The following is a 26,012-nucleotide window of genomic DNA, read 5'->3' as shown; positions in this document are numbered from 1 at the left end:
TCATCTGGCCGTGGTGCCGAGTCGGGTGGCCCGGGGGAATCTCACCCCCGGGCTCCCACAGAACGGAACGTGACAGTCTCCCGTCATTCCGCTCTTCTCATCTGAATCCGCGGAAGACACGCACCCATCCCCAGTGCGCAAAGAGGTTCGGTTCCCGCTCTGCGAGCGTCTGCCACCACTTCTTGCAACGACGATAGGAGCGCAGCCGTCTGTACTTGTTGCGAGCCCAACGCATCAGGTAGGAGTTGATGCGCGCCAGGAGCGGATACAGATACGACCGAGCGAACCGGCCGTAGTACTGCATCCACCCCGCCACGATCGGATTGAGTATCGCGGCGAGGCCGTTCAGATCCTCCCTTGTCCATCGATGGATCCGTAGAGCCCGGACCCGTCGACCCATCTCCTTGAGCGCCTCCGGGCTGACCGCTGGCAGAAACGACGTGAACACCTTGCCGCTCTTCTGATTGCGGGACATCCTCGGGCGGAACGTGTACCCCAGGAACGTGAACGACGTGACATCATGGCTGCCACGCCGGTTACTGTCCTTGCAGTACACGATCTTGGTTTTGTCCGGGTGCAACCGCAGCCCGACCTCGTCCATCCTCGCAAAGAGCGCGGCCAACACCTGATGTGCTTGCCGCTCGGTCGAACAATGCACGACAGCGTCATCGGCGTAGCGCTCGAACTCCACAGACGGGAACTCGCGCGCCAACCACAGGTCGAACGCGTAGTGCATGAACAAGTTCGCCAACACCGGCGAAACCGCGGACCCTTGCGGAGTTCCCCGATCCCGCTCGACCAAGGTTCCGTCCGGCAGTTGCAGCGGTGCAACCAGCCACCGCTTCACATACAGCACCACCCACGGACATTCGGTATTTGCCTCCACCGCTTTAACCATGAGGTCGTGATCCACGGAGTCGAAGAACTTCTGGATGTCCAGATCGATCACCCAGTTGTACTTCCAGCACCGTTCCCGACACCTGGCCAGAGCATGATGGGCCGACCGCCGCGGTCGGTAGCCGTAGGAGTCCCGATGGAAGATCGCCTCGGTTCGCGGCTCCAACTGCAGTGCCACCACCGTCTGCGCGATCCGATCCGCAACCGTCGGCACCCCGAGAACCCGGGTCCCTCCGCCTGCCTTCGGGATCTCCACCGCCCGCACCGGAGGCGGGAAGTACGTCCCCGAGGACATCCGTTCCAGATCTTGTACAGATTGTTCTTCAGATCGGTCTCGAACTCCGCGATCGACTCCTCATCCACCCCGGCAGAACCCTTGTTGGCTTTGACTTTCCGGTACGCCTCCCAGGCCAGCTGCTTCGAGATCCCAAACGACTTCTTCTTCGGACCTGGCGTGCTCACTCGGCTCCTCCCGAGAGCTCTCGCCCTCGGTTGTTCTCGTGACCAAACCTATTGATGAGCCGGCCCCTTCGCTCCACCCCCACTACAGGAGCTTCAGCACTACTACGAGCCGGTCCGCCAGCGAACGACGCATCAGTACTCAACACCTCCGGGATCCGCCCGTTGATGCGCTCCCTCTTCCACTCGGCGATCTCTCCGATCGACCGAAGCGGACTATCGCCGTCCGCCTTCCCACGTTCCGTGCAGATCCCGCAGATCGGGCTCACGCCGCCTCAACGCCGGACACCGCCTGGCCAGTAAACGGGCACCCGCCAGACTCATCCCAGGAACTCGAAAACTCCCTGGTTTCGATGCCACCTACTAGAGTAACGACGCTTCGTCAACGGTTCGCTCACGCTCATCTTCCCGATCCCCACCTGACGTCTCACCGACGCCTTTTCCTCATCGCTCACCACGACGGTCTTCAGCCAACGCAGCATGAGGTGGTTTGACGCCTCCCCCCGCAGGGCGGCGCCGAAGGGCCACAACCTTCATCACCTGCACAGCACTGCCTCCAGAAAGGTGCCCTACAACACCTACCTTCCGCACTCGTGGCGCACATTCGAACACTTGTTTGGCTCGCCTGTTTTCGGTAGGATACAGGCATGTCCACGACCGTCCATGTCGCGCAGCTCGCTGAGGCTGTTGCACGGCTCGAAGAGCAGAAGAATGCTCTCGCCGCGCAGCAGGCTGCGGCGATCCTTGCGCTTGGGCGGGCGGTGGCGGCGCAGCAGATCGATGCCGGTGTGGTTGACCCTGATGATGTGCAGCGGGTCGTTGCCGAGCGAGTCGGGCTGGCTTGCCGCGTGTCTGCTGTCGAGGGTGGGAAGCGGGTGCGGATCGCTCGGGATCTGCAAGCCGGGCACTCCCGGGTGCGGGCCCTGTTCGCGGCCGGGCTGCTCAACGAGCAGAAGGTCGCCTTCATCACCAGCGCCGGGTCACACCTCGACCCCGAGGAACGATCCTGGGTCGACGAGCAGCTCGCCGAGCGCGGTGTCGAGACCTTGAGTGTTCGACGCATCCACGATCTGGCCCGGAAGCTGGCGGCGGAGGTGGCGCCGGAGAAGTTCGCCGCACGCTGCGCCCGGGCCCGGTCCGGGCGGCGGGTGACAGTGCGGCCCTCCACCGAACCCGGCATGGCGGATCTGACCGCCCACCTGCCCGTCGAACAGGCCGTGGCCTGCTACGCGGCATTGCGCAAAGCCGGGAACGAAGTCTGGGTGCGACCGGAGCCGGTGCGGCGGGGGCGGGGCGAGATCATGGCCGACACCCTGGTCGAACGGCTCACCGGACAGGCCCAGGCCGAGGACGTCGACATGCAGGTGAACATCGTGGTCCGGGTCGAGGACCTGCTCGACCCCGACAGTGCCCTGCCCGCGGAGGTCCCCGGCTACGGGCCCGTCCCGGCCGACATCCTGCGCACCGGCGCCGGACGGAAGACCTGGCGACGGTTGTTCACCCGCGACGGGGCGATCATCGGCGGGGACTCGGTGCAGCGCTGCTTCACCGGGGTCCTGGCCGAGCTGATCAAGATCCGGGACGGGGGCCGCTGCACCGCCCCCTACTGCGATGCACCCATCAGACACATCGACCACATCGAACGCTGGCGCGACGGCGGCCGCACCACCTTCGACAACGGACGCGGCTTGTGCGAATTCCACAACCATCTGCGCGAAATCGGCACCACAGCCAGTCGACCACACAAGCAACGGAAGCGAAGACACGCAGACAGAGTTCCAAGTCGGGTACGGCCGCCAAATCGACCATATGATGCAGTGAAAACCCCGGTAGCGCCGCCACAGAAGCGAGCACCCGAGGCGGCAACCCCGCTCGCTCCGCAACAAAGCCGACGACCTGAAAGTGCCGGCTGACAGCGCCGAGGATGAGCTCACCGACGAGTACTAGCCCGGACTCTTCATGGTGGGCTGAGGGGTGGGGTGACCCCCGAAAGAAGAAAGTGCCTCGTGACCAGGTAGGACAGGGCTTGCTGAGGGCTCTGTTCACCGCGGTCGAGGAGGCACTTTCCGAGTGCAGGCTACAACTACCCGTCCGAAGATCATCGTGACTGCCGATGGGGCCGGGGTGGTGTCGCACGCCGGGTCCCGTCTTCTGGCCGATGTTGCGGACCGGACCACGCTGACCGGCGAGTTGTCCCAGACGCTGAACGGGTTGCGGCCTGCGCGAGCGCGTCATGATCCGGGCCGCGTGCTGGTAGACCTCGCCGTCGCGGTCAGCGACGGCGCCACGACGATCTCCGAGATCGCGGTGCTGGGCGACCAGGCGGAGTTGTTCGGGTCGGTGGCGTCGGACTCGACGTGCTGGCGATTGCTCGACCGTCTCGACGACGCGGCGCTCGCGCAGGTGGCGGCGGCTCGAGCCCGAACTCGGGAGGTCGTCTGGGACCAGCACGCCGAGGCCCATGGGCGGGCGTTCCCACTGGCCACAGTGGCCGGACAGGATCTTGACGTGCTGGTGATCGACCTGGACGCGTCGATCGTGATCTGCCACTCGGAGAAGGAGCAGGCCGCGCCGACGTTCAAGCGGACCTTCGGCTACCACCCGCTGATGGCGTTCTGCGACAACACATCCGAGTTCCTCGCCGGTGTGCTGCGTCGCGGCAACGCCGGTGCGAACACCGCCGCCGACCACATCACGGTGCTCGACCAAGCCCTCGCCCAGATCCCCGACCAGCACCGCCATGGCCGCAAGATGCTGATCCGCGCCGACACCGCCGGCTGCACGAAAGCGTTCCTCGCTCACGTCCGCGACCAGCGAGCCAAAGCGGTGAGCTGCGAGTTCTCTGTCGGTTGGGCCATCACCGACCGCGAACGCGCCGCGATCACCGCGGTCCCGCGCACGGTGTGGGCCGCGGCCGTCGACGCCGATGGCAGCCAGCGCGACGGCGCCGGGCTGGCCGAGCTCACTGGGCTCCTACCCGCCGCGGCGTTGGAGGGCTACCCGCCGGGGACTCGGGTGATCGTTCGCCGCGAGCGTCCGCACCCGGGCGCGCAGCTGGACCTGATGGAGACCCGGGACGGCTGGCGCTACACCTGCTTCGCCACCGACACCCCCGCCGGACAACTGGCGTTCCTCGACGCCCGACACCGCGCCCATGCCCGGGTCGAGGACCGGATCCGCACCGCGAAGGACACCGGCCTGAACCACTTCCCGTCCCGCACCTTCGCGATCAACTCGGCCTGGCTGACCGTCGTGATGCTCGCGGTCGACCTGCTCTCCTGGACCCAGCACCTCGTTCTCGACGGGCACCTCGCCAAGGCCGAACCGAAGACCTTGCGTTACCGGCTCCTACACGTCGCAGCCCGGATCACCCGAGGCCAGCGCCGCACCTGGATCCGGATCCAGCAGTCCTGGCCCTGGGCGAGCGCCCTCGCTACCGCGTTCGCTCGTCTCCGCGCCCTGCCCGTCCCCGCGGGCTGAACCCCGACTCCCGGCCGGCACGAGCGGCTCGGAGCACCCGGCAGAACAGCAGGCCGGACGACCCTGCACGCCCCGACCCGGAAACCGGCATAATCACAGAAGAAAGATCAACTACCGCTCGTCATGAATCACCAGGGCTAGTGGCGCACCCCAGGCGCAGGCAACGGCACGACCTCCGGCGCCGGAGCCCCACGGAACTCCCGGAGCATCGCGACACAGCCCTCGGTGTCGATTGCCCTTTCAGCACTGTCGATGCCGTAGTGGGAGAACACCGTGCCCGCGACCCAGGTGGCGATGCCGGGGTCCGTGATCGCCACCGTGCGGACGTTGCCGGGGAGGCGGGGGCCGGGGCGCTGGAAGTCGCCGAACAGCACCGCCGTCGTGGTGGCCGAGCCGACCGCCAGCAGCGCCTCCACGAGCGGGACTGCGGCGGCGCCCTCGACGAGCACCGCGTCGTAGCGGCGGCTGGGCAGGGCGGCCGCGGCCGCAACTGTCGTGGCGACGACCGAGGCGCCGTCGACGAGCTCGGCGCGAGCCGCCGCCCGCCGCTGCGCCGACCGCACGCCGAGCGCGTGGTGCTCGGCGCCCAACCGGCCGCGGGCGGCCGCTGAGGTCGGGCGGCGGCGGCGCAGCCGCAGCAAGCGCTCGTAGCGGCCGGGCAACCCCTCGGACAGCGCCGCCGCGACCAGCTCGCGGTCCTCGTCCGTCGGCTCGCCCCGGGTGCGGACGGCCTCGGCGCGCGCCGACAGCTCCTCGGCGTAGACCTCGGCGCGGACCAGCTGCGTCGCGGCCGCCAAGACGTCGGCGTGCGCGTTCACCAGGCGCGCGTCGACGGCGGCGAGATCGGCTGCGGTGATCCGGCCGGCGGCCGCCCGCGCCTGCAGGAGCTCCCACTGCACCGCGCTGCGGCGCGGGCCGGCATCGCGCTCGGCCTTCGCGAGGTCGCGGTCCGCGAGCTTCGCCTCACGCCGCCGGCGCCTGCGGTCCAGCCAGCCGTCGGCGCCCCGCCACGCCCAGTGCCGGGCCACCGCCTGCTCGGTGCGATGCCGGCGCAGGTCGCGGTCGAGGCGGCGCAGCTCCTCCTCCAGCACCTCGATGCGGGCCAAAGCCATGCGCGCCTCGGCGAGCTCGTCGCGTTCCCGCAGGATCGCGGCGCGCGCAGCGATGGCGAGGCTGTGCCGGGTGGCGGCCGTTCGCATGACGGCGAGCGCGGCGCGCCGGCGCGGCTCGAGCTCCGCGGCCTCCTCGGCGGCGGCGACGCGCCGGGCGGCGCGCTGGTAGGCGTCGTCGTCGTAACCCACGAGCTCGGCGGCGAGCGCGGCGATCTCCGGGTCCTGCCCGGCGAACGTCGCGAGCTGGTGGCCGACGACCGCGCGGCGACGGTCGTCGACAGCGGTCTCCCGGGCCGCCAGCCGGTCCAGCGAGACGCCGTCCGCGTCGACGCCGCGGGTCGGCCCCACCCGGACGACCTCGCCGTCCTCCGGTTCGAGCCCCGCGACGAGCGCGGCGACGGTCGCGTCGACGCCCGCGTCGGTGGCGCCCAGCAGCAGCACCCGCCGGCCGGCACGGACCAGGTCGGCGGCCGCCCGCGCGACGACCGCGGACGTGCGCGGCCCCGCCGGCCCCCACACGAGCCGCAGCCCGGGCGTGCGGCAGGCGCGGTACGCCTCGGCCTGCTCGGCGGACAGCCCGACCGGGTGCGGGATGGTCGGGTCCGGCCGTCCGGCGAGCTGCTGCCGGGCGAGCGCGCCGGCGAGGGGCGCATCATCCGACCTCTGGAGTCCGGCCAGCAGCGCATCGACCGGCCGGGTGACGGACGACCACACGCTGCGCACGTCCGCCGGCAGGCCCGCGGGCACCCGCAGCAACAGGTCGCCGCGCTCGTCGCGGCGCACCTCGTCGACGAGGAACGCGCCCGGACGATCCGGGCCGTCCGGCCCGGCGAGCCACCACTCCTCGGCGACCACACCCGGGTCGGGCAGCTCCAACCAGCCCGGATCACCTGCCGGCGCGGCCTCCCCGAGGCAGCTCCACCGGCTGGTACCGGTCGGCCCCCCGGGACACGCGGCGATCCAGCGTTGCACCGCGGCTACCGCCCCGGCCGTCCATTCGGCAGGCATCTGGCTCCCCCGAGAAGTCCACCCGCACCCCGATCGAAGTAAACCAGGAATGACCGTTCGATCACAGAACGCATCCGCCGGTGTGATTCCGCAAGCCCACGATGGGGTGGACGTCACCACCCGAGCGGTGCCGCGTAACACCGCGGAAACCACGGTGACCCGCGGCGTGCTTAGGTTCCCTCGCGGAACGGGTGTGCCCCAACCCGTCCGATGTCCCCGAACGTGATCAGGAGCTCGACCGATGCAGCTGTCCCGTATGCCGCACCCCAGCCGGCGCGACTTCCTCAGGATCGGCGGCCTCGGCGCCGTCGGACTCGCCGCCGTCGCGTGCGGTGGCGGCAGCCCCGCCCCGGCCGGCGCGCCCAGCGGATCCGCAGCGGCCGGATCGCTCGGCGAGCTGTCGGTCCAGCTGTCGTGGATCAAGAACATCGAGTTCGCCGGCGAGTACTTCGCCGACTCGAAGGGCTACTACAAGGAGGCCGGGCTCTCCGCCGTCGACCTCGTGAGCGGCCCGGTCGCGAGCGCCGAGGCGCTGGTCGTGGCCAAGAACATCACCGTCGGGCTGTCCGCCCCGGATGCGACGGCCCGGTTCATCGTCGAGCAGGGCGCACCCCTGAAGACGATCGGCGCCACGTTCCAGAAGAACCCCTTCTGCATCCTCTCGCTGGCCGACGGCAAGCCGATCCGCACGCCCGCCGACCTCGCCGGCAAGACGATCGGCATCCAGGCCGGCACCAACCAGTCGATCTTCGCCGGCATGCTGAAGGCCAACGGCATCGATCCCGCCACGATCAACCAGGTGGTCGTCCAGTACGACCCGGCGCCGCTGACCGAGAAGAAGGTCGACGGCTTCATGGCCTACCTCACCAACGAGCCGTTCCTGGTGAAGGCCAAGGGGTTCACGCCGGTCACGATGTCCTTCGCCGACAACGGGCTGCCGTTCGTGTCGGAGACGTTCGTCGTGCTGCAGGAGACGATCGACACCAAGCGTGACCAGCTCAAGGCCTTCCTCAAGGCCGAGATCCGCGGCTGGACGGACGCGGTGAAGGACCCGGCCGCCGGCGCGAAGCTGGCCGTCGAGACCTACGGCAAGGACCAGAACCTCGACCTCGCCGGCCAGACCGAGCAGCTCAAGGCGCAGAACGAGCTGCTGGTCGTCTCGCCGGACACGAAGGCGAACGGGCTGTTCACCATCACCCCCGAGCTGCAGGACAAGGTCGTCACGGCGTTGAAGAACGTCGGGATCACGATCACCAAGGACGAGCTGTTCGACCTGTCGCTGCTCTCCGAGGTGTACGCGGAGAACCCCGGTCTGAAAGCCTGACCGACATGACGCACGCCGCTGCGACCGGCATCGACATCCAGGGCCTCACCAAGCAGTTCGTGCTGGGTCGCCGGACCGTGGACGCGCTGGCCGCCGTCGACCTGGGCACCGAGCGCAACTCGTTCCTGTCGCTGATCGGGCCGTCCGGCTGCGGCAAGTCGACGGTGCTGCGCATCCTCGCCGGCCTCGACACGCCGACGGCCGGCACCGCGGTGATCAACGGTCGACCGGTCGGCGAGATCCAGCGCGACCACGAGCTGGGCATCGCGTTCCAGGAGGCCGCGCTGCTTCCGTGGCGCACGGTGGCCGGCAACATCCGGCTCCCGCTGGAGGTCGCCGGCATCACGCCGGAGCCCGGGCTGATCGACGGACTGATCGAGCTCGTCGGGCTCTCCGGGTTCGAGAAGGCGAAGCCCGCGCAGCTCTCGGGCGGCATGCGCCAGCGCGTCGCGATCGCGCGCTGCCTGGCCGTGCAGCCCACCGTGATGCTGCTCGACGAGCCGTTCGGGGCGCTCGACGACATGACCCGCCAGCGCCTGAACGGGGAGCTGCTGCGGATCTGGACCGAGCGCCCGGCCACCACGCTGATGGTCACGCACGGCATCTCCGAGGCCGTCTTCCTCTCCGACGTCGTGGCCGTGATGAGCCCGCGCCCGGGCCGGATCGTCGAGGTCGTGCCGATCGACCTGCCGCGCCCGCGCACCCCCGACCTGATGCGCACGCCCGAGTTCCACGCCTACGTCGACCGGCTCTCCGAGCTGCTGTTCGGGCGGGTCGGGGAGAACGCGTGAACTCGAGGGCGGGCGGCCTGGTCGGGGTCGCCGTTCTGCTCGCGCTGTGGTGGCTGGCGTCGGTGCTGCTGTTCCGCAGCAGCGGAGTGATCCCGACGCCGCCGGCCGTGTTCGCCAAGCTGCTCGACGGGCAGCTGTGGGCGAGCACCCTGCGCAACACGGTGGCGACCGTGACCTCGGCGGCGCAGGGCTACCTGTGGGGCAACCTGGCCGCGATCGCGCTGTCGGTCGCGGTGCTGCTGCTCCCGCGGCTGGAGGCGCTCGCCAACCAGATCGCGATCGTCACCTACTGCATCCCGCTGGTCGCGATCGGGCCGGTGCTGGTGATCGTGGCCGGGCGCGGCTCGTCCGGCGCGTCGGTGGCGCTGGCCGCGATGAGCTGCTTCTTCACGACGGTGGTGGGCTGCCTCGTCGGGTTACGGGCGGCGCCGCGGGCCAGCGTCGACCTCGTCCGCGCCTACGGCGGCACCGGCTGGACGGTGCTGCGCAAGGTGCGCGTGGTGGCGGCGCTGCCCAGCCTGCTCGCAGCCCTGCGGATCGCAGCGCCGGCGGCGTTCCTGGGCGCGATCCTCGCCGAGTACCTCGGCAGCGGCGGCGGCTCGACGCTGGGCAAGGCGCTGATCGCCGCGCAGGCGCAGGCCGACGCTCCCCTGCTCTGGTACCTCGCGCTGGTCAGCGCGCTGGTGTCGGGTCTGTGGTACCTGCTGGTCGGGCTGATCGCACGAGCCGTCACCCCCTGGGCGGCCGGCTCGACGGCGACGGTGGGTGCGGCATGACCGCCGCTCTCGACACGGCCGCGCCGGCGTCCGTCGCCGGGTCCGTCCTGCGCCGGGCGGGCCGGTCGCTGGTCACGATCGTCGTGGCGATCGTGGTGCTCACCCTGCTCTGGACGGCGCTGCTGGCCGTCTTCCGCATCTCGACGTTCGTCGGCAAGGCGCCGTGGGACGTGTGGCAGTACCTGTTCACCGAACGTCCGGCGCGCGGCGTGCGGCCGGCGTCGCTGACGGCGGAGGCGGCACGGGCCGCGACGTTCGGGGCGCTCGGCACCACGCTGGTGAACGCGGCGATCGGGTTCGTCTCCGGCATGGTGGCGGCCACGGTGATCGCGGTCGCGATGGTGTCGTGGCGGCCATTCGAGTTCGCGTTCCTGCCGATCGCGATCGTGCTGCGCTCGGTGCCCCTGGTCGCGATGGCGCCGCTGCTGCTGCTCGTGTTCGGGCAGGGCAGCCTGTCGATCGCCGTGATCGCGGGCATCGTGGTGCTGTTCCCGGCGCTGGTCAACATCGTCGTGGGGCTCTCCGGGGCGCCGCAGCAGGCCGTCGACGTGGTGCGGGTCAACGGTGGCTCGGCGGCGCGGGCGATGCTGATCGTGCGCATCCCGGCCGCGCTGCCGCAGTTCCTCGCCTCGGCGCGGATCTCGGTGCCCGGCGCGATCGTGGGCAGCATGCTCGCGGAGTGGCTGGTCGGGTTCGAGGGCATGGGCGGGGTGCTGTCGAACTACAACGGCACCGGCAACTACGGCGGCGTCTGGACGATCGTGGCGCTCGCCGTGATCGTCTCGATCGTGCTGTACGAGTTGATGACGATCGTGGAGGCCGCGCTGCTCGCCCGCTGGGGGCCGGAGGCGGGGCTCGCCGGCTGACGGCTTGCGTTTCTTTTCCAGCAACACTAGCGTCGCGGTATGGCCGCACGCATCCCGCCGCTCGACGAGCCCTACGCACCCGAGGTCGCCGACCGGCTCCGGCAGATGATGGGCTCCGACGCCGAACCCATCGGGCTCTTCCGCACGTTCGCCCACAACCTGCCGATGGCGGCCGGGCTGAACGCGTGGGGCAGCTACTACCTCAGCTCGAAGCTGTCGCTGACCCTGCGCGACCGCGAGCTCGTCATCGACCGCGTCACGGCGCGGTGCGGCTGCGAGTACGAGTGGGGCGTGCACGTCGCCGTCTACGCGGAGAAGGTCGGGTTGACCGCGGAGCAGCTCCGCTCGATCACCCATGGTTCGCCGGCCGACCCGTGCTGGAGCGCGCGCGACGCCCTCGTCATCGAGGCGGTCGACGCGCTGCACGACAGCGCCACCGTCCCCGACCAGCTCTGGGCCCGCCTCGACGCCGTCCTCGGTGCCGCTGAGCTGCTCGATCTGACGCTGCTCGCCGGCTGGTACCACGCGATCAGCTACGCGGCGAACGCCGCCAGGGTGGAGCTGGAGCCGTGGGCGCCGCGGTTCGTCGACCACGCGGCGTGACCGGTCAGCCGCTCGCGTCGACGCTCTCGACCGCGCCGGGCACCGCCTGCACCCACCGCTTCGACCAGCTGTTCAGCGGCGCGATGGTCTCGCCGATCTCACCACCGATCGCGGTGAGCCCGTAGGCGTCGTCGGCGTCCTTCGCGACGATCCCGGCGGCCTCGAGCTCGCGCAGCCGCCGGTACAGCACCGACGACGACAACCCGGTGCACCGCGCCAGGATCGCCCGCGCGCCCAACGGGCCGTCCTGCAGCTCCCAGAGCAGCCGCAGCGTCCAGCGCCTGCCGAGCAGGTCGAGCGCCGCCATGATCGGCCGCCCGGTGGTCGAGCCGCGCACCACCTGACACCACCCCGTTTCGTTTTCGGGAACGTAGCAGAAAGGCAATCACCCTCGGCGCCGCGCTGCGGCTCCCCGCCGGCACGACGGTGCTCGACCTCGCGTGCGGCAGCGGCGAGATGCTCTGCACGTGGGCCCGTGACCTCGGGTACCGCGGCACCGGCGTCGACCTGAGCACGGTGTTCGTGGCAGCGGCGCAGGCGCGGGCCGCCGAGTTGGGCGTCGCGGACGCGGTGCGGTTCGTGCAGGGTGACGCGGCCGGGTACGTCGCCGACGAGCCCGTCGACGTCGCGTCCTGCCTGGGCGCCACGTGGATCGGCGGCGGCATGGAGGGCACGGTCGGGCTGCTGCGGCGCAGCGTCCGCCCCGGCGGCATGGTGCTGGTCGGCGAGCCGTACTGGCGGCACACCCGACGACGAGCTGGCCGCGCAGTTCCGCGAGGAACTCGCCAGCTCACCCCTACACCACGTCCGCCACTAGCCGGAGCTCCTCGGCTGGGGCGTGTTCGTGCTGATGAACCGCCACCCGGGGGATCCGTCGAGAACGACGTTGTCGTGATCAACAGGGCGTTTTGATCACGCCAACGTCGTTCTCGACGCGAACCTGGGCCGGCTACAGCGACTTCTCGAAGAAGTGCTGGGAGTAGGGGTCGTCGTGGAAGCGCGGCACCTCGCGGTACCCCAGCCGCCGGTACATCGCGACCGCCTCGGTGAGGCTCGCGTTCGTGTCGAGGCGCACCCGGTCGGCGCCGCGCGCGCGGGCCTTGCCCTCGAGCTCCGCCATCAGCCGGGTCGCGAGGCCGAGCCCGCGTGCGGACGGCGCCACCCAGAGCCGCTTCACCAGTGGCGGCTCGCCGTCGGCGAAGGCGAGGCCACCGCACCCGACGGTCTCGTCGCCCAGCACGGCCACCAGGAACAGCCCGGCCGGCGGGGTCAGCCGGTCCGCGTCGCCGGGCGGCCGGGCGAACCCGCCGGCGAAGCGCCGGTCGAGCTCCTGCGTGTACGCCGCGAGCGCGGCATCGGCACGGGGAGCGTGCGGATCGCACTCCTCGATCCGGACGGCCCCGGCGGTGAGCAGCCGGTCGACCTCGGCCATGGCTGCGACGAGCCGGGCCCTGCGCGGCTCGTCGAGCGGTTCCAGCAGGCTGCCGGCGAGCGCGTCGGAGAGGCGATCGAGCTCGGCGCGTTCCGCCTCTCCTGCGGGGGTCAGCCGCACGGTGCGCGTGCGGGCGTCGTCGCCGTCGGCGACGACCGTGACGAGACCGGCCTCCTCCAGCCCGCGGAGCAGGCGGGAGAGGTACCCGGAGTCGAGCCCGAGGCGGTCGCGCAGATCCCGCACCGCGCCCCCACCCGGGCCGATCTCCCAGAGCAGCCGCGACTGCCCCAGCGATCGGCCGCGGGCGAGGTAGGCGTCGTCGAGGGCCCCGACCCGCTGCGTGACCGTGCGGTTGAACCCCCGGACGACGGCGATCTCCGATTCTCTGACCACGGTCAGAGAATACGTCTCACTTCTGGTCGTCGCGCCAGGCGATCCAGTCCTTCAGCAGGCCGAGGTCGTACGTCGGGCCACCCTTGCCGACGGTGAACAGCGTCGCGCCCGCATCGAGGAGCGCAGCGCCGACCTCGTCCGGCGAAGCCTGGACGCCGACGGAGCGCTCGATCTCGGCCGGGTCGCGGCCGACGTCGGCGCAGTGCTGGTCGAGGACCGCCGTCTTGTGCTTCAGCGTGTCGACGTCGCCGAAGCCGTGCCAGATCTGGGCGTACTGCGCGGTGTAGCGCAGCGTCTTCTTCTCCCCGCCGCCGCCGATGAGGATCGGGATGTCGCGGGTCGGCGCCGGGTTGAGCTTCGCCCAGCGGTCCTTGATGCGCGGCAGCGCCTGCGCGAGGTCGGCGAGCCGGGAGCCGGCGGTGCCGAAGTCGTAGCCGTACTCGTCGTAGTCGCGCTGGAACCAGCCGGCCCCGATGCCGAGGATCAGCCGCCCGTCCGAGATGTGGTCGACGGTGCGCGCCATGTCGGCGAGCAGCTCGGGGTTGCGGTAGCTGTTGCACGTGACCAGCGCGCCGATCTCGACGCGGCTGGTGGCCTCGGCCCAGGCGCCGAGCATCGTCCAGCACTCGAAGTGCTTGCCGTCCGGCTCACCGTAGAGCGGGAAGAAGTGGTCCCAGTTGAAGACGATGTCGACACCGGCCTCCTCGGCGGCGGCGACGGTGCGGCGGATCTCCGCGTAGTCGGCGTGCTGCGGCTGGAGCTGGAGTCCGATGCGGATGGGGTGGGTCATGGGTTGATCGTTCCACCGGGTCCGCGGTGGCGCGCGCCGGGCGTCACCCGCCGGCGGGCACCGGGGCGAGCACACGCGCGACGGCGCGGAGCAGCGCCGTCGGCTGGTTGGTGAGGCCGGCGCCGCGCCGGGTCGCCTCCTGCACGCGGTCGGGCGTGGCGTGGGCGACGTAGAACACGCACGGCACCTGGTGCCCTGCCGCGCGCGCCGCCTCCAGCAGCCCGAAACCCGCCTGCTGGTCCGCACCCAGCTGCAGGTCCGCCACCAGCATGTCGAACGGGCGCGACGCCATCGTCGACAGCGCTTCCTCGACGCTGGTCCGCACCACCACCGAGACGCCGAGCGCGCCGAGCATGGCGTGCTCGTAGCGGGAGTTGTCGGGGCGATCGTCGACCCACAGCACGGTCCGTCCGAGCAGACCACCGGCACGGGTGGCCTCCTCGGCGGCCGCGCGCGACTCGCGGACCACCCGCGCAGCTTCCTCCGGCGTCGTGCCCGCATCGCGCGCGACGGTCGCGGCGACGATGGCCGCCTCCGCCTCGGTGGTCAGCGTCGCGGCCAGTCCGGCCGGACCCGTCGCGGGGTCGCGCCGCCCCGCGATCAGCCGTTCCAGCGGCTTCCGCAGCGCGAAGAACGCGACGAGCACGACCAGCGGCCACACGACCGTGCCGATCAGCCCGCCGATCGCGTCGATGACGGATGCGGTGGGGTCCGGTGCCATGTGCCCACTCCTCGTGCAGTTGTCGTCACCGAGAGCAACGACGGCACGGGCGTCAGGTCACCGTCAGTCCTCGTCGGGAACGGTGTGCACGGCCGCTTCCTCCGCGGACGCCGCACCGCCCGCGTACCCCTCGTCCTCCGCGAAGAGCTCGTCGTCGTCGACGAACGCGCCTCCGGTGGCCGCGAGGCGGCCGGCCCGCTCCTCGCCGACCTCGTCGTCGTAGAGCTCGCCGTCGGTGTCGGACGTGTCGCCCAGCTGGTCGCCGTCCTCGTCGTCGAACTCGTCGTCGGGCAGCTCCCTGGCCAGCCGCCGCTCGATCGACTCGCCCTCGCGCTCCTCCTCGGGAGTGGTGCCCCAGTCCTCGCTCGCGAACGGCCGCTCGGGCGGCGAGTACCCCTCGTCGAGGGGGTCGACGCCGCGGTCCTCGAGCGTGTCCTCGGGTTCGAGCTGGGCATACTGGTCGAGGTCGTCGCCCTGGTCCGGATCGGTCATGCGCGGCACTGTAGCCGCGGTGCCGGCGCCCGGCCGGGTGGCCGCCTCAGGTTCCCACTGCCAGGCGGTACACCGCCCATGCGGCGACCACCACCACCGCACAGAACACCAAGGTGACCAGCGCGAACGGCCAGGAGATCCGGCGCAGCGCGATCCGCCGCACGGCGAGCACCAGTCCACCGAGCCCGCCCACGACGGCCAGCGCGAGGCCGGCGATCACCGCCGCGTGCGCTGCGTCGCCATTGCACCGCGGCGGCGTGCACTCGCCGAACGCCAGGAGGAACACCCCGCCCAGCACGCCCATCGCGACGACGGCGGCGACCACGACGAGCAGCACGGCCGACACGACGGCGTCGGCCGTGCGGATGCGCGGCGCCTCCGCGGCAGGGGCGACCACCCCGTCAGGCGACATTGACCCCGTAGTCGCGCGCGATGCCGGCCAGCCCGGACGCGTAGCCCTGACCGACGGCGCGGAACTTCCAGTCGCCACCGTGCCGGTAGACCTCGCCGAAGACCATCGCGGTCTCGGTGGACGCGTCCTCGGAGAGGTCGAAGCGGGCGATCTCGGAGTTGTCGACCTCGTTCACGATCCGGATGTAGGCGTTCTGCACCTGACCGAAGTTCTGCGAACGGGAGTCGGCGTCGTAGATGCTCACCGGGAACACGATCTTCGTGACGGTGGGGGCCATGCCCTGCAGGTTGACCTTGATGACCTCGTCGTCGCCCTCGCCCTCACCGGTGAGGTTGTCGCCGGTGTGCTCGACGGTGCCGTCCGGGCTGGTGAGGTTGTTGAAGAAGACGAAGTGGCTGTCCGAGAGCACCTTGCCGCTGTCGCCGAGCATGATCGCCGAGGCGTCCAGGTCGTAGTCGGCGCCCGTGGTGGTGCGGACGTCCCACCCCAACCCCACGAGGATGCTGGTGAGTCCCGGGGCCTCCTTGCTGAGGCTGACGTTCCCGCCCTTGACGAGGGTGACGCTCACGGGCTGATTCCCCCTTCGGATGTGCTCGAGCTTCCGTCGCCGGCAACCCTATCGGTGGCTGTGACGAGCAGCTCAGCGCGACCTTCTTCGGACAGTGTCCAGAAACGCTAGAATGGACACAGTCCAGAGAAGAGGAGCGTGAGATGACCAGCACCGTAGGTATCGATCTGCAGGACACCCTCGTCGAGCTCACCGACCTGCACCTGCAGGCCAAGCAGCTGCACTGGAACGTCGCCGGCCGGCACTTCCGCACCGTCCACGAGCAGCTGGACGAGCTGACCGCGCTGGTCCGCGACGCCGCCGACACCGTCGCCGAGCGCAGCGTCACCATCGGCCACGCGCCGGACGCCCGCGCGATCACCGTCGCCAAGGACAGCCCGCTGCCCGACGCGCCCGAGGCCAAGGTCAGCGACGCCGGGGCCGTCGACCACGTGGTCGCGCTGCTCACCGTGATCACCGAGCGGCTGCGCGAGCGGATCACCCGCATCGCCGACCTCGACCCGATCAGCCAGGATCTGCTGATCGGCGTGGCGGCGGACCTGGAGAAGCAGCGGTGGATGTTCAGCGCCCAACAGGGCTGAATCCCGAGCAGTCGTTGCGCGAGCGCGGCCTGCGGGCCACCCGCCCGCGGGTCGCGGTGCTCGCCGCGCTGCGCGACCTGGGCGCGCACCGCTCCGCCGAGGAGGTGCGCGTCCGGGTCGCCGAGCGCGGCGAGCCGCTGCCCCGCTCCAGCGTGTACGGGGTGCTCGACGCGCTGGTCGTCGCCGGCCTCGTCATGACGGCCGACGCCGGTCCCGGCGTCGTCCTGTACGAGCTCGGCGACCGCTGGCACCACCACTTCGTGTGCCGGGTCTGCCACGGCGTCACCGACGTCGAGTGCGTCACGGGGGCGAAGCCGTGCCTGACCCCGGGCACCGACGTCGGCACGGTCGACGAGGCGCAGGTGATCTTCCGCGGCGTCTGCACCGCCTGCGCGTCAGGCGCGCGGGCGTAGCCGCACCGTCGGCAGCTCCGGCGCCGGCAGCGGCGGTGCCGGGTGCGCGACGGTGCCGAAGCGGCCGTGCGGGTCGCCGCCGTCGATCACGTCGGCCTGCCACTGCCGCCGGAAGGCGGCGACCTCGTCGTGGCTGCGCCCGACGAAGTTCCACCACATCACGATCTGCTCCCCCAGCGGCACGCCGCCGAGCAGCAGCGCGCGCACGGCGGTGCCGGCGGTGATCGTCAGCTCGGACGCCCCGGCCGCCACCACCCCCAGCTCGGACGGCGCGACCGGCTGGCCCTGGAAGGTCGCCTCGCCGGCGTCGACGAGCAGCCCGTGCTCCGCCGCCGGGTCGACCGGCACCCGCACGGTGGCGCCCGCCGGCACGTCGACCTGCGCCCCGACCAGCGGCGAGAACGTCGTGACGGCCGCCCGCCGCCCGGCCAGCTCGCCGACGAACACCCGCACCGTCGCCGCGCCGAGCGCGAACGGCTCCGGCTCCGCGTGCTCGAAGAACGGCGCGACGCCGCGGTGCGCATCGGGGAGCGCCAGCCACAGCTGCACCCCGTGCAGCGCGTCCGCCGCCGCCGTCGACGTCTCGCTGTGCGAGATGCCGGCACCGGCCGTCATCAGGTTCACCTGACCGGGGCGGACGAGCGCCCGCGCCCCCGTCGAGTCGCGGTGCTCGATTTCCCCCGCGTACAGCCAGCTCACCGTCTGCAGGCCGGTGTGCGGGTGCGCCGGCAGGTCCATCGCCGCCGCGTGCGGGGTGGGACCGTAGGCGTCGGCGAAGCACCAGGCACCGACCAGCGTCCGGCCCCGCTGCGGCAGCGTGCGGTGGACGGTGAGCGCCCGCGCCCCGCCGAGCGGCACCGCGCGGGCCTCGAGCACCTCGATCGTCACCGAGCCATGCTAGGCCGGTATCACCTGTTCGGTGCAGGTCACAGCGTGCCAACATCTACCGCGGGGAGCTGCCGACGAGATTGCGTGCGGGCGCCCCCACAGTTACCGTGTCGATCTCTTCCGACCGGTCCGGGCCATAGGGGTGTGCATCTGGATGGACTGGTCGTCGATCTTCCCGCTGGTCCACGCGGAAGGCTGGATCAAGGAGCTGTCGGTGCCGCTGTTCACCGGCGTCATCGGGTGGATCACGAACTGGACCGGCGTCCTGATGCTCTTCTACCCGATCTCGTTCAAGGGCGTCCGCGTCCCCGGGATGAAGGTGCTCGCCCAGTTCTTCCCGCGCAAGGTGCTCGAGGTGCCGATCGGGCTCGCGCAGGGCAGGTTCGGCTGGCAGGGGATCATCCCGTCGCGGGCGGCGAAGATGGGCAGCATCGCCGTCGACAAGGGCCTGACGAAGCTCGGCACCCCCACCGAGTTCTACGAGCAGCTCGACCCCACCGCGATCGCCGAGCACATCCTCACCACCTCGCGCGCCGAGATCGACGGCATCATCGACCGGCTGATGCGCACCCACTACCCGATGCTGTGGGCGAACGTGCCGCCCAGCGTGCGCACGGCCATCCACGCGCGCGTCGAGGCGCAGCTGCCGCGGATCGTCTACGACCTCACCCGCGAGATCGGCGAGAACATCGACCAGCTCCTCGACGTGAAGCTGATGGTCATCGGCTACATGGAGGAGGACCCCACCCTCGCCAACATGATCTTCCAGGAGATGGGCGAGCGGGAGCTGCGGCTGATCATCCACTTCGGCTTCGTGTTCGGGTTCATCCTGGGCATCCCGCTGCTGCTGCTCACGATGGTCTACCCGGAGTGGTGGGTCGTGCCGCTCTGCGGCGCGATCATCGGCTACGTCACCAACTGGTTGGCCATCACCGTGATCTTCGAGCCGGTGCGGCCGGTCAGGCTGGGCTTCTACACGCTGCAGGGCCTCTTCATCAAACGGCAGCGCCAGGTCGCCGACGTGTGGGCGCGGATCATCTCCGAGCGGATCGTGTCGCTCAACAACATCGGCTACGAGCTGTTCAACGGCCCGCGCGGCGACCGCACCCGGAAGATGATCGAGAACCTGATGCGGCCCGTCGTCGACCGCGCCGTCGGCGTCGCGCGGGTGCCGGTGAAGGCCGCGATCGGCCGCGAGGCCTACGACACCATGTCGCGCTACGCCGTCACCGAGGCCACCGAGGTGGCCAGCGCCTCGTTGCTCGACGAGGAGTTCAACGCGAGGCAGACCACCCGGATCCGTAACCTGGTGGCGGAGAAGACCCGCTCGATGCCGCCCTCCGACTTCGCCGACATGCTGCGCTCGGCGATCAAGGAGGACGAGTGGCTGCTCATCCTGCACGGGGCGGCGCTGGGCATCCTGGCCGGGTTCGCGCACCTGATCGTGTTCGGAGCCTGAGATGGATCTGCCGCCTGACGCCGTCACCGTCCGGCCCGCCGACCCGGCCCGCGTCAACGGGCACCGCGCGGTCGCCGCCGAGCCGGCCCGCCGCCGCGGCCTGTTCGGGCGCGCGGTCGGCCTGCTCGGCGACTCCGTGGGCGCCGCGATCGGCGGCCCGATCGGCGACGCCGTCAGCACCGCCATCGACCGCACCGTCGGCACCGTCGTCGACACGGCCGAGACGGCGGTGGTCAGCGGCGAGCTGCTCGACACCGTCACCGTCGGCCGGGTCGTGCGCGCCGTGCCGGACATCGCGAAGGTCACCGGCGAGCTGCTGTGGCGCACCAACCGCTGGACGGTCAACGCGTCGCTGCACCTCGGCAGCGTGGTGGTGCAGGGCGCGATCTCCGGCCAGTCCGCGCACGTGCTGCTCGACCAGCTGGGCACGGAGGCCAAGCACTCGCTGCGCGAGCTGCTCGGCGTGGCCGACGAGCCCGACCCCATGCCCAAGGAGCTGCGCGACCGCATCGTCCTGAACGGGAACGAGCCGCAGATCAGCCTGCCCGACCGGATGCGCGCCCTGCTCGACGCGTCGTCCGACGTCACCTTCCCCGACACCGGGCACCCCGCCTACGTGCGGCTGCTGTCGGAGCTCGCGCCCGACGAGGCCCGGATCCTCCGCCTGTTCGCCGAGCGCGGCCCGCAGCCGTCCGTCGACGTGCGCACGAAGCGCCCGTTCGGCGTCGGGTCGCAGCTGGTGGCGCCGGGGATCACGATGATCGGCCGCTACGCGGGGTGCGCGCACGTCGACCGGGTGCCGGCCTACCTGAACAACATGTTCCGGTTGGGGCTCATCTGGTTCTCCCGCGAGCCCATCCCCGACCAGTCCCTCTACGACGTCCTGGAGGCGCAGGAGGAGGTCGAGGAGGCGATGAAGAAGGCCGGCGGCGGCGTCACGGTGCGCCGCAGCATCGAGCTGACCGCGTTCGGCGCCAACCTCTGCGCGATGTGCGGGCTGCTGCCCGCGGATGAGCGCACCACCCGGCCATCGGACGAACAGACGACCCGGCAGCTCCTACCACCGGACGCCCGTTAGCCCGTTCGGCCCAACGAGGTAACGCTCCGATACCGCCACCCGATGCATTCCCCGTAGCTACCCCTCGATCGGGGGAGCACGGGACCTCGGGGGACGGGAATGGACGCGCTGCGGGCACTGATCGACGATCCGCGCGCGCCTCTGGCGTTCCTCCTGCTCATCGTCCTGATCACCGTGGCGTCACTGGTCGCGCACCGGGTTCGGCGCCCCCGCGTGGGCACGGGCGCGCGGCGGCCCTGGCCGGCCGTCGCGGCCGCCGGCACCACGGTCCTGCCGATCGCCCCTGCGCCGGCCCTGCTCCGCACCGTCCCGCAGCGTCCCGAACCGATCGGCACGGTCCTGCTCGTCGTCACGCCGGGCGGGCCGGTCGCCGCACGGCGCCCGGCCGAGCTGCTCGGTCTCGAACCGGGCCTGCACGTGCGGGTGCGCCGCGCCGACCTCGACCCGCACGCGCTCGTCGCCGCGCTGCCCGACGAGGCCGCGAGCCTGCTCGACGACCTCACCGCAGCGCCCACCGACGCCACCCGCAACGCCCGCTTCCGGCGCGCCGCCGACGCCGCCCGCCCGAAGCTCCCGTGCGCGACGATCCTGGCGGGGCCGCCCGGCACCGCGCCGGTGGTCGCGACCGGCGTGATCGACATGACGCCGCTGCTCGGCGCGGAACCGCGGCTGGCCGCGCTGCTGGCCAGGGCCGTCGCCACCGGCGCCCGCACGTGGGACCGCCGCGACTTCGCCACGGCCCTGCTCGCCGCGGCCCGGGCCTGCCCGGCCGGTGCGCTGATCAGCCTCGACGACCTCGACACCGACGACCCGTGGGTCGCAGCGCACCGCGCTGAGCTCGGTCGCCGCTACGGCAGCCTGCTGGGTGTGCGGGCCGAGGCCTCCTGAGCTTCACGCGACCTCCACGCGGTCGCGGCCGCGCTGCTTGGCCCGGTACAGCGCGGCGTCGGCGGCCTGCAGCAGGGACCCGTCGTCGACGTCCCCCGGCCGCGGCCGGGCCGTCGCCACCCCGATGCTGACCGTGACCGCACCGGTCGCGCTCGTCTCGTGGGCGATGCCGGACCCGCGCACGCTCTGCCGCACCGCCTCCGCCACCAGCGCCGCGCCGGCTGCGTCCGTGTGCGGCAGCAGGACGACGAACTCCTCGCCCCCGTAGCGGGCGGCCAGGTCGGTGGGCCGGCGCAGGGCGGCCTCGATCGCCGCTGCCACCGCGGCCAGCACCGCGTCGCCGCGCACGTGGCCGTGGCGGTCGTTGAAGGACTTGAAGTGGTCGACGTCGACCACGAGCAGCGACAGCGGCTCCTGCGCGGCCGCGGCTGCGGCCCACGACGCGGCCTGCGCCTCGGCGAGTCGCCTGCGGTTGGCGAGGCCGGTCAACGGGTCCGTGCCGGCGGCCGCCAGCAGCTCCTGGTTGCGCTCCTCGAGGTGCAGTTCGCGCAGCCGCGCCACGGTCACGTCCCGGCCGATGACCAGGACGGCGGCCTCGTCGTCCGCCGCGGCGGGGCGCAGGCGCAGGTCGAACCAGCGCCAGCTGCCGTCCGCGTGCCGGACGCGGGTGAGCCGCTCGGCCGACCCGTCCCGCTCCGCCGCCGCGACGGCCTCCAGGAGCGCGGGCCGGTCGGCAGGATGGATCCGCGACCACCACCCGTCGGCGTCGGGCCCGCTGCCGTCCGCGTGGACGAGCGCGACGAGGTCGCCCGCCTCCTCGACGGCGCGCCGGTACGCGTGCCCGGGACCGTGCCCGTCGAGGGTCGCGAGCACGGCGAACCCCGTCGCCATCAGCAGCACGAGGAACAGCTGCGCCCACAGCAGCCCCACCGGCTGGGACCCGTCGGCCACGGCGACGAACGGCCCGTGCCCGGACGCGGTGGACCCGATCACGATCGGCACCACCGCCAGCGCCGCGAGGTTCGCGCCGAGCGCGCCGTGCCGCACCGTGGCGACGACCAGCGGGATGGGCAGCAGGATCAGCAGCAGCGGCTGGTCCAGCACCATCAGCACCGTCGTCAGTACGACGAGGACGGCCACCGTCCAGGCCAGCTCGGCCTCACGCTCGGCCGCCGGGCGTCGCCGCAGGTAGGTCGGGCGCAGCCGCAGGACGGCCGGGACGATCAGCAGCGCGGCGACCACGTTGGTGGCCGCGTACGTCAGTGCGGTGGTCGCGAGCTGCTCCCACTCCGCCGGGCCGCCGCGCAGCAGGTACCGCCACAGGCACTGCGCGAGCGCGCCCAGCGTGAACGGGACGAGCGCCCCGACCAGCGTGAACCGCAGCCACGACGACGCGCGCTCCGTGGTGCCCTCGATCCACGCCGGGTCGCGCCGCAGCACCAGCGCGGCGAGCAGCACCACCCCGGTGTTGATCATCGTCGAGCCCGCGGTCGGCACCACCGCGGCGCCCATCGCGACGCCCGTCGTCACGCACGTCACGGCGAGCACGACCGCGGTGCGCAGCAGCACCCGACGGGGGACGATCAGCAGGGCGGCCAGCACCACGGCGTTGGGCAGCGAGATCGCCGGCAGCGCCTGCGCGTTCACGACGACCCGGCAGAACACCACCGAGGCGGCGGTCGCGACCATGGCCACGAGGAGGGTTCCGACCGGCCATCGGCCGTCGGAACTGCCGTCGCGCATGTCTCCTCCCGCCACGCTCGGTGAGCGCGGGGAAGCATGCCACCGCCGATCGTGGACCACCAGAGGTATGACGCTGCGCCGAACGTCGACACTCGCGGCACCCGCCCGCTACCTGCGGTTGCTCCGGATGGGCTATCGCCAGCGCATCGACCGGGTCACCTCCGGCGGCGCGCCAGCGCCACCGCGGCGGCGACGGCCAGCCCGGCCGCGGCGGCGACCGCCCAGCCCGGCACACCCGACGCCGCCTGCGCCGGCGCCGGCGGCTCGTCCGCCTCGTCGAGGAGGGTGACGGTGCCGGCGTCGCCGTCGACGCGGATGCGGGCGCCGTCGGTGATCCGGCGGGTGGCCACGGCGGTGCCGAGCACCGCCGGGATGCCGTACTCGCGCGCGACGATCGAGCTGTGCGAGAGCGGGCCGCCGATGTCGGTGACGACGGCCGAGGCCATCGCGAACAGCGACGTCCAGGCCGGCGTGGTGATGCTCGCGACGAGCACGTCACCGGGTTGCATGCGGCCGAAGTCGGCCGGGCCGCCGAGCACGCGGGCGGGCGCGGTGACCTGCCCGGCGCTCGCGCCGGTGCCCTTCAGGACGCTGCCGGTCTGCTCGGTCGACGCCGCGGGCAGGAAGTTCTCGAACCGGTCCAGCACGGTGCCCTTCGGCAGCATCTGCGGCGGGGTGGCCCGCCGCTGCCCGCGCCACACCTCCTTGCGCTCCGCGACCTGCGCGGTGCGTGGCTCCCCCGCGGTCAGCTCCGCGCGCCGCAGCCAGAACACGTCGTCGACCTGCTCGATCACGCCCGCCTCGACGAGCCGACGGCCCAGCTCGCGCAGCACGCGGCGCATCTGCGGCCAGGCCAGCCCGATGTCGGCCAGCGCGTCCTCGCGCAGCGGGGCGGTGGTCTGGGCCCAGCCGAGCAGCGTGCGGAACACGGCCCGCCGGGCCGGGTCGAGCCGGGCCGTCACACGCGCGGCGAGCTCGTCGCGGCGCTGCGCGGAGCGGGCCTGGCGCTCCCGCGGGTCGGTGCCGCCGCCGCGCAGGTAGAACCGCAGCGTCTCCAGCAGTGGGGCCGGGTCGTCGGCCGGGACGGCGTTGGCGAAGTCCATGTTGTACGTGGCGTGGCCGTGCGCGTCGAGGTGCGCCTGGAACCGGGCCCGCCACGCGTCGGCGTCCGGGCCCGGCGGGAGGTCGTCCGGCCCGCCGGCGAGCAGCGCGTCGGCGAGCGCGGGCCGCTCCCGCGTCCAGGTCGCGAGGTCGTACAGCGACGCCTCGGCGCGGATCGGGGCGCTGTCGAACCCGAGCAGCAGCGTCGCCGCCCCCGGCTCCCCGGGCCGGCGCACGGCCAGGTCGTAGAACTTCGTGAGCACCACCTCGCTGCCCGCGGCGATCGGGATGATGGTCTGCACCGCGGTGTAGTACTCGGTGCCCGCGTCCAGCAGGGTGACGGCGGATTCGACCAGCTCCGCGTCGCCGAGGTCGGGCAGCGAGCGCGCCGACTCCGTCGCGACGATCTCCCGGTACCTCGGGTGCGCGTGGTCGCGCCAGCGGGACGGGCCGGCGGTGCCGAGCTTCGGCAGGGCCGGCACGCTGCGCAGCGTCAGCCGGGTCATGAGCGCGCGGTCGTAGCGGTAGTAGGCGTAGCCGTTGATCGTCGGCAGGGTGATCTCGCCGTCGTGCACGGCGCCTGTGCCCAGGAACTCGCGCATCAACGCCGGCAGGGTGCGGCCCACCGACGCGTCGACGAGCTCGGCGAACAGCGGCGTGAGCGGGTCGGGCAGCTGCTCGACGATGCTCGCGCGGATGTAGAGGGCCTTGTCCGGGACCGGCCACTCGGTCGGCACCGGGCCCTCCGGCTCCGGCAGCGCGGTGATCGGGCGGGACTGCACGATCGCGAACGTCCCGCCCGCGCGGGCCCACTCGATGTCCTGCGGCGCCCCGAAGTGCGCGGCGATCGCCGCACCGAGCCGGGCCAGCTCGACGGCGGCGGCGTCGTCGAGGACGGCTGCGGTGCGGCGCGCGCCGGTGAGCTCCTCCTCGCGGGTGCCGTCCTCGGTGGTGACGGTGATGACGGCCTTGTCCGCGTTGCTGCGCGAGAGCACCCGTCCGGCCGCCGGGTCGACGACGACGTCGTCCGTGGTGACCGCGCCGCTCACCACCGACTCCCCCAGCCCCCACGCGGCCGACACGACCGTCTCGCCGCGGCGCCCGTTCGTCGGGTTCGCGGTGAACATGACCCCGGCGGCATCGGCCGCGACCAGCTGCTGCACCACGACGGCGAGCGCGACGTCGGCCGGCGGGATGCCGAGTCGGGCGCGGTAGGCCAGCGCCCGCGCCGTCCACAGCGAGGCCCAGCACCGGCGCACCGCGTCGAGCAGCCCGTCCGTGGTGATGTTGAGGTAGGTGTCCTGCTGGCCGGCGAAGCTCGCGCCCTCCAGGTCCTCCGCCGTGGCCGAGGAGCGGACGGCGAACGGGCCGTCCCCCAGCTCGGCCACCGCCGCGGTGATCTCCTTCGCCAGGGCGTCCGGCACCGGGGCGGTCTCCATCAGCTCCCGGATCTGCGCCGACGCCGCCTCGGGGTCGGAGCCCGCGGCCAGCTCCAGCAGCCGATCGCCGATCCCCGTCTCGGCGACGAACGCCCGGTACGCCGCCGTCGTCACCACCACGCCCGGCGGCACCGGGAACCCGCCCCGGACCAGCTCGCCGAGGTTCGCCCCCTTGCCACCGGCGACGTCGACGTCACCACGACCGAGATCGGAGAACCCGCGGACCCATTCGACGGAACCCATGGATCTGCATTGTTCGCCGGTCCACCGAGCCGTGCGCAAACCTGCACCCGTCGGG

Annotated in this window: 25 protein-coding genes; 13 read left to right on the top strand and 12 right to left on the bottom strand. The window is 72.1% G+C overall.

Annotated elements, in window-relative coordinates; genetic code table 11:
• Positions 1–97: 97 nt before the first annotated feature.
• A complete protein-coding gene (gene ltrA, locus ACQEVB_RS17930) occupies positions 98–1,192 on the bottom strand; it encodes a group II intron reverse transcriptase/maturase (RefSeq protein WP_432972409.1) in 1,095 nt (364 codons plus the stop codon).
• 811 nt (positions 1,193–2,003) lie between these two features.
• Here ltrA and ACQEVB_RS17925 point away from each other — a divergent pair.
• Together ACQEVB_RS17925 and ACQEVB_RS17920 are read left to right on the top strand one after the other, a co-directional pair.
• Positions 2,004–3,269 (top strand): DUF222 domain-containing protein, encoded by a 1,266-nt coding sequence (locus tag ACQEVB_RS17925; protein ID WP_432972406.1) that lies wholly within the window; start codon positions 2,004–2,006, stop codon positions 3,267–3,269.
• A 157-nt stretch (positions 3,270–3,426) separates the two neighbouring features.
• Complete coding sequence (locus ACQEVB_RS17920) at positions 3,427–4,836, top strand: IS1380 family transposase (RefSeq protein WP_432972403.1); 1,410 nt, start codon at positions 3,427–3,429, stop codon at positions 4,834–4,836.
• A 137-nt stretch (positions 4,837–4,973) separates the two neighbouring features.
• Here the strand turns inward: ACQEVB_RS17920 and ACQEVB_RS17915 are convergent, their stop codons facing one another.
• Positions 4,974–6,824, bottom strand: a complete 1,851-nt coding sequence (locus tag ACQEVB_RS17915; RefSeq protein WP_432972400.1) for a hypothetical protein — start codon at positions 6,822–6,824, stop codon at positions 4,974–4,976.
• Positions 6,825–7,197: 373 nt separating this feature from the next.
• Between ACQEVB_RS17915 and ACQEVB_RS17910 the strand changes: the two genes are divergently transcribed.
• The 5 genes from ACQEVB_RS17910 to ACQEVB_RS17890 are packed head-to-tail and all read left to right on the top strand — an operon-like array spanning position 7,198 to position 11,316.
• Complete coding sequence (locus tag ACQEVB_RS17910; protein ID WP_432972397.1) at positions 7,198–8,280, top strand: ABC transporter substrate-binding protein; 1,083 nt, start codon at positions 7,198–7,200, stop codon at positions 8,278–8,280.
• 5 nt (positions 8,281–8,285) lie between these two features.
• Positions 8,286–9,071: an ABC transporter ATP-binding protein gene (locus ACQEVB_RS17905; protein WP_432972394.1), complete on the top strand. Its 786-nt coding sequence runs from the start codon at positions 8,286–8,288 to the stop codon at positions 9,069–9,071.
• Positions 9,068–9,847 (top strand): ABC transporter permease, encoded by a 780-nt coding sequence (locus ACQEVB_RS17900; protein WP_432972391.1) that lies wholly within the window; start codon positions 9,068–9,070, stop codon positions 9,845–9,847. The genes ACQEVB_RS17905 and ACQEVB_RS17900 overlap by 4 nt, the downstream gene beginning before the upstream one ends.
• Positions 9,844–10,713 (top strand): ABC transporter permease, encoded by an 870-nt coding sequence (locus ACQEVB_RS17895; protein ID WP_432972388.1) that lies wholly within the window; start codon positions 9,844–9,846, stop codon positions 10,711–10,713. The genes ACQEVB_RS17900 and ACQEVB_RS17895 overlap by 4 nt, the downstream gene beginning before the upstream one ends.
• Positions 10,714–10,752: 39 nt before the next feature.
• On the top strand, positions 10,753–11,316 hold the full coding sequence (locus ACQEVB_RS17890; RefSeq protein ID WP_432972385.1) for a carboxymuconolactone decarboxylase family protein: 564 nt from the start codon (positions 10,753–10,755) through the stop codon (positions 11,314–11,316).
• A gap of 4 nt (positions 11,317–11,320) precedes the next feature.
• Here ACQEVB_RS17890 and ACQEVB_RS17885 read toward each other — a convergent pair whose 3' ends face one another.
• Positions 11,321–11,653, bottom strand: a complete 333-nt coding sequence (locus ACQEVB_RS17885) for a winged helix-turn-helix transcriptional regulator (protein WP_432972382.1) — start codon at positions 11,651–11,653, stop codon at positions 11,321–11,323.
• Between the two features lie 47 nt (positions 11,654–11,700).
• Here ACQEVB_RS17885 and ACQEVB_RS17880 point away from each other — a divergent pair, with 47 nt between their 5' ends.
• Positions 11,701–12,228 carry an SAM-dependent methyltransferase gene (locus tag ACQEVB_RS17880; protein WP_432980426.1) on the top strand — a complete coding sequence of 176 codons (528 nt, stop codon included), beginning with the start codon at positions 11,701–11,703 and terminating at the stop codon, positions 12,226–12,228.
• 37 nt (positions 12,229–12,265) lie between these two features.
• On the opposite strand, the gene ACQEVB_RS17875 is transcribed toward ACQEVB_RS17880, so the two are convergent.
• The 6 genes from ACQEVB_RS17875 to ACQEVB_RS17850 form a co-directional block, all read right to left on the bottom strand.
• Positions 12,266–13,141, bottom strand: coding sequence for a bifunctional helix-turn-helix transcriptional regulator/GNAT family N-acetyltransferase (locus ACQEVB_RS17875; protein ID WP_432972379.1), 876 nt, complete (start codon positions 13,139–13,141; stop codon positions 12,266–12,268).
• Positions 13,142–13,157: 16 nt separating this feature from the next.
• Positions 13,158–13,931 carry an LLM class F420-dependent oxidoreductase gene (locus ACQEVB_RS17870; protein WP_432972376.1) on the bottom strand — a complete coding sequence of 258 codons (774 nt, stop codon included), beginning with the start codon at positions 13,929–13,931 and terminating at the stop codon, positions 13,158–13,160.
• Positions 13,932–13,974: 43 nt separating this feature from the next.
• On the bottom strand, positions 13,975–14,652 hold the full coding sequence (locus ACQEVB_RS17865; RefSeq protein WP_432972373.1) for a response regulator: 678 nt from the start codon (positions 14,650–14,652) through the stop codon (positions 13,975–13,977).
• Between the two features lie 63 nt (positions 14,653–14,715).
• On the bottom strand, positions 14,716–15,144 hold the full coding sequence (locus tag ACQEVB_RS17860; protein ID WP_432972370.1) for a DUF5709 domain-containing protein: 429 nt from the start codon (positions 15,142–15,144) through the stop codon (positions 14,716–14,718).
• Between the two features lie 46 nt (positions 15,145–15,190).
• Entirely contained in the window at positions 15,191–15,541 is a 351-nt protein-coding gene (locus tag ACQEVB_RS17855; RefSeq protein ID WP_432972367.1) for a hypothetical protein, read from the bottom strand.
• A 4-nt stretch (positions 15,542–15,545) separates the two neighbouring features.
• Positions 15,546–16,124: a TerD family protein gene (locus ACQEVB_RS17850; RefSeq protein ID WP_432972364.1), complete on the bottom strand. Its 579-nt coding sequence runs from the start codon at positions 16,122–16,124 to the stop codon at positions 15,546–15,548.
• Positions 16,125–16,267: 143 nt separating this feature from the next.
• Here ACQEVB_RS17850 and ACQEVB_RS17845 point away from each other — a divergent pair, with 143 nt between their 5' ends.
• Together ACQEVB_RS17845 and ACQEVB_RS17840 are read left to right on the top strand one after the other, a co-directional pair.
• A complete protein-coding gene (locus tag ACQEVB_RS17845; RefSeq protein WP_432972361.1) occupies positions 16,268–16,705 on the top strand; it encodes a Dps family protein in 438 nt (145 codons plus the stop codon).
• On the top strand, positions 16,678–17,118 hold the full coding sequence (locus ACQEVB_RS17840; protein ID WP_432972358.1) for a Fur family transcriptional regulator: 441 nt from the start codon (positions 16,678–16,680) through the stop codon (positions 17,116–17,118). The genes ACQEVB_RS17845 and ACQEVB_RS17840 overlap by 28 nt, the downstream gene beginning before the upstream one ends.
• Here ACQEVB_RS17840 and ACQEVB_RS17835 read toward each other — a convergent pair.
• The gene (locus tag ACQEVB_RS17835) at positions 17,101–18,006 is read right to left on the bottom strand and encodes a pirin family protein (RefSeq protein WP_432972355.1); all 906 of its coding nucleotides are present in this window, start codon (positions 18,004–18,006) and stop codon (positions 17,101–17,103) included. The two genes, ACQEVB_RS17840 and ACQEVB_RS17835, sit on opposite strands and share 18 nt — an antisense overlap.
• 154 nt (positions 18,007–18,160) lie before the next feature.
• Here ACQEVB_RS17835 and ACQEVB_RS17830 point away from each other — a divergent pair, with 154 nt between their 5' ends.
• From ACQEVB_RS17830 to ACQEVB_RS17820, 3 genes are all read left to right on the top strand, one after another.
• A complete protein-coding gene (locus ACQEVB_RS17830) occupies positions 18,161–19,465 on the top strand; it encodes a hypothetical protein (RefSeq protein ID WP_432972352.1) in 1,305 nt (434 codons plus the stop codon).
• 1 nt (position 19,466) lies between these two features.
• On the top strand, positions 19,467–20,543 hold the full coding sequence (locus ACQEVB_RS17825) for an Abi-alpha family protein (RefSeq protein ID WP_432972349.1): 1,077 nt from the start codon (positions 19,467–19,469) through the stop codon (positions 20,541–20,543).
• A gap of 99 nt (positions 20,544–20,642) precedes the next feature.
• Positions 20,643–21,431: a hypothetical protein gene (locus tag ACQEVB_RS17820; protein WP_432972346.1), complete on the top strand. Its 789-nt coding sequence runs from the start codon at positions 20,643–20,645 to the stop codon at positions 21,429–21,431.
• Between the two features lie 3 nt (positions 21,432–21,434).
• Here ACQEVB_RS17820 and ACQEVB_RS17815 read toward each other — a convergent pair whose 3' ends face one another.
• Both ACQEVB_RS17815 and ACQEVB_RS17810 read right to left on the bottom strand, forming a co-directional pair.
• Positions 21,435–23,174: a diguanylate cyclase gene (locus ACQEVB_RS17815; protein WP_432972343.1), complete on the bottom strand. Its 1,740-nt coding sequence runs from the start codon at positions 23,172–23,174 to the stop codon at positions 21,435–21,437.
• A gap of 155 nt (positions 23,175–23,329) precedes the next feature.
• Positions 23,330–25,957: a PEP/pyruvate-binding domain-containing protein gene (locus tag ACQEVB_RS17810; RefSeq protein WP_432972340.1), complete on the bottom strand. Its 2,628-nt coding sequence runs from the start codon at positions 25,955–25,957 to the stop codon at positions 23,330–23,332.
• Between the last annotated feature and the right edge of the window lie 55 nt (positions 25,958–26,012).

It is taken from the genome of Pseudonocardia sp. CA-107938, assembly GCF_050936315.1.
Taxonomy (GTDB): domain Bacteria; phylum Actinomycetota; class Actinomycetes; order Mycobacteriales; family Pseudonocardiaceae; genus Pseudonocardia.
This window is presented reverse-complemented; position numbering and strand designations above follow the sequence as displayed.

Bases quoted from the DNA above. Each gene is read 5' to 3' on its own strand.
- ltrA (WP_432972409.1), bottom strand. From the start codon at position 1,192: ATGTCCTCGGGGACGTACTTCCCGCCTCCGGTGCGGGCGGTGGAGATC.
- ACQEVB_RS17925 (WP_432972406.1), top strand. From the start codon at position 2,004: ATGTCCACGACCGTCCATGTCGCGCAGCTCGCTGAGGCTGTTGCACGG.
- ACQEVB_RS17910 (WP_432972397.1), top strand. From the start codon at position 7,198: ATGCAGCTGTCCCGTATGCCGCACCCCAGCCGGCGCGACTTCCTCAGG.
- ACQEVB_RS17905 (WP_432972394.1), top strand. From the start codon at position 8,286: ATGACGCACGCCGCTGCGACCGGCATCGACATCCAGGGCCTCACCAAG.
- ACQEVB_RS17895 (WP_432972388.1), top strand. From the start codon at position 9,844: ATGACCGCCGCTCTCGACACGGCCGCGCCGGCGTCCGTCGCCGGGTCC.
- ACQEVB_RS17890 (WP_432972385.1), top strand. From the start codon at position 10,753: ATGGCCGCACGCATCCCGCCGCTCGACGAGCCCTACGCACCCGAGGTC.
- ACQEVB_RS17870 (WP_432972376.1), bottom strand. From the start codon at position 13,931: ATGACCCACCCCATCCGCATCGGACTCCAGCTCCAGCCGCAGCACGCC.
- ACQEVB_RS17865 (WP_432972373.1), bottom strand. From the start codon at position 14,652: ATGGCACCGGACCCCACCGCATCCGTCATCGACGCGATCGGCGGGCTG.
- ACQEVB_RS17860 (WP_432972370.1), bottom strand. From the start codon at position 15,144: ATGACCGATCCGGACCAGGGCGACGACCTCGACCAGTATGCCCAGCTC.
- ACQEVB_RS17845 (WP_432972361.1), top strand. From the start codon at position 16,268: ATGACCAGCACCGTAGGTATCGATCTGCAGGACACCCTCGTCGAGCTC.
- ACQEVB_RS17830 (WP_432972352.1), top strand. From the start codon at position 18,161: ATGGACTGGTCGTCGATCTTCCCGCTGGTCCACGCGGAAGGCTGGATC.
- ACQEVB_RS17825 (WP_432972349.1), top strand. From the start codon at position 19,467: ATGGATCTGCCGCCTGACGCCGTCACCGTCCGGCCCGCCGACCCGGCC.
- ACQEVB_RS17820 (WP_432972346.1), top strand. From the start codon at position 20,643: ATGGACGCGCTGCGGGCACTGATCGACGATCCGCGCGCGCCTCTGGCG.
- ACQEVB_RS17815 (WP_432972343.1), bottom strand. From the start codon at position 23,174: ATGCGCGACGGCAGTTCCGACGGCCGATGGCCGGTCGGAACCCTCCTC.
- ACQEVB_RS17810 (WP_432972340.1), bottom strand. From the start codon at position 25,957: ATGGGTTCCGTCGAATGGGTCCGCGGGTTCTCCGATCTCGGTCGTGGT.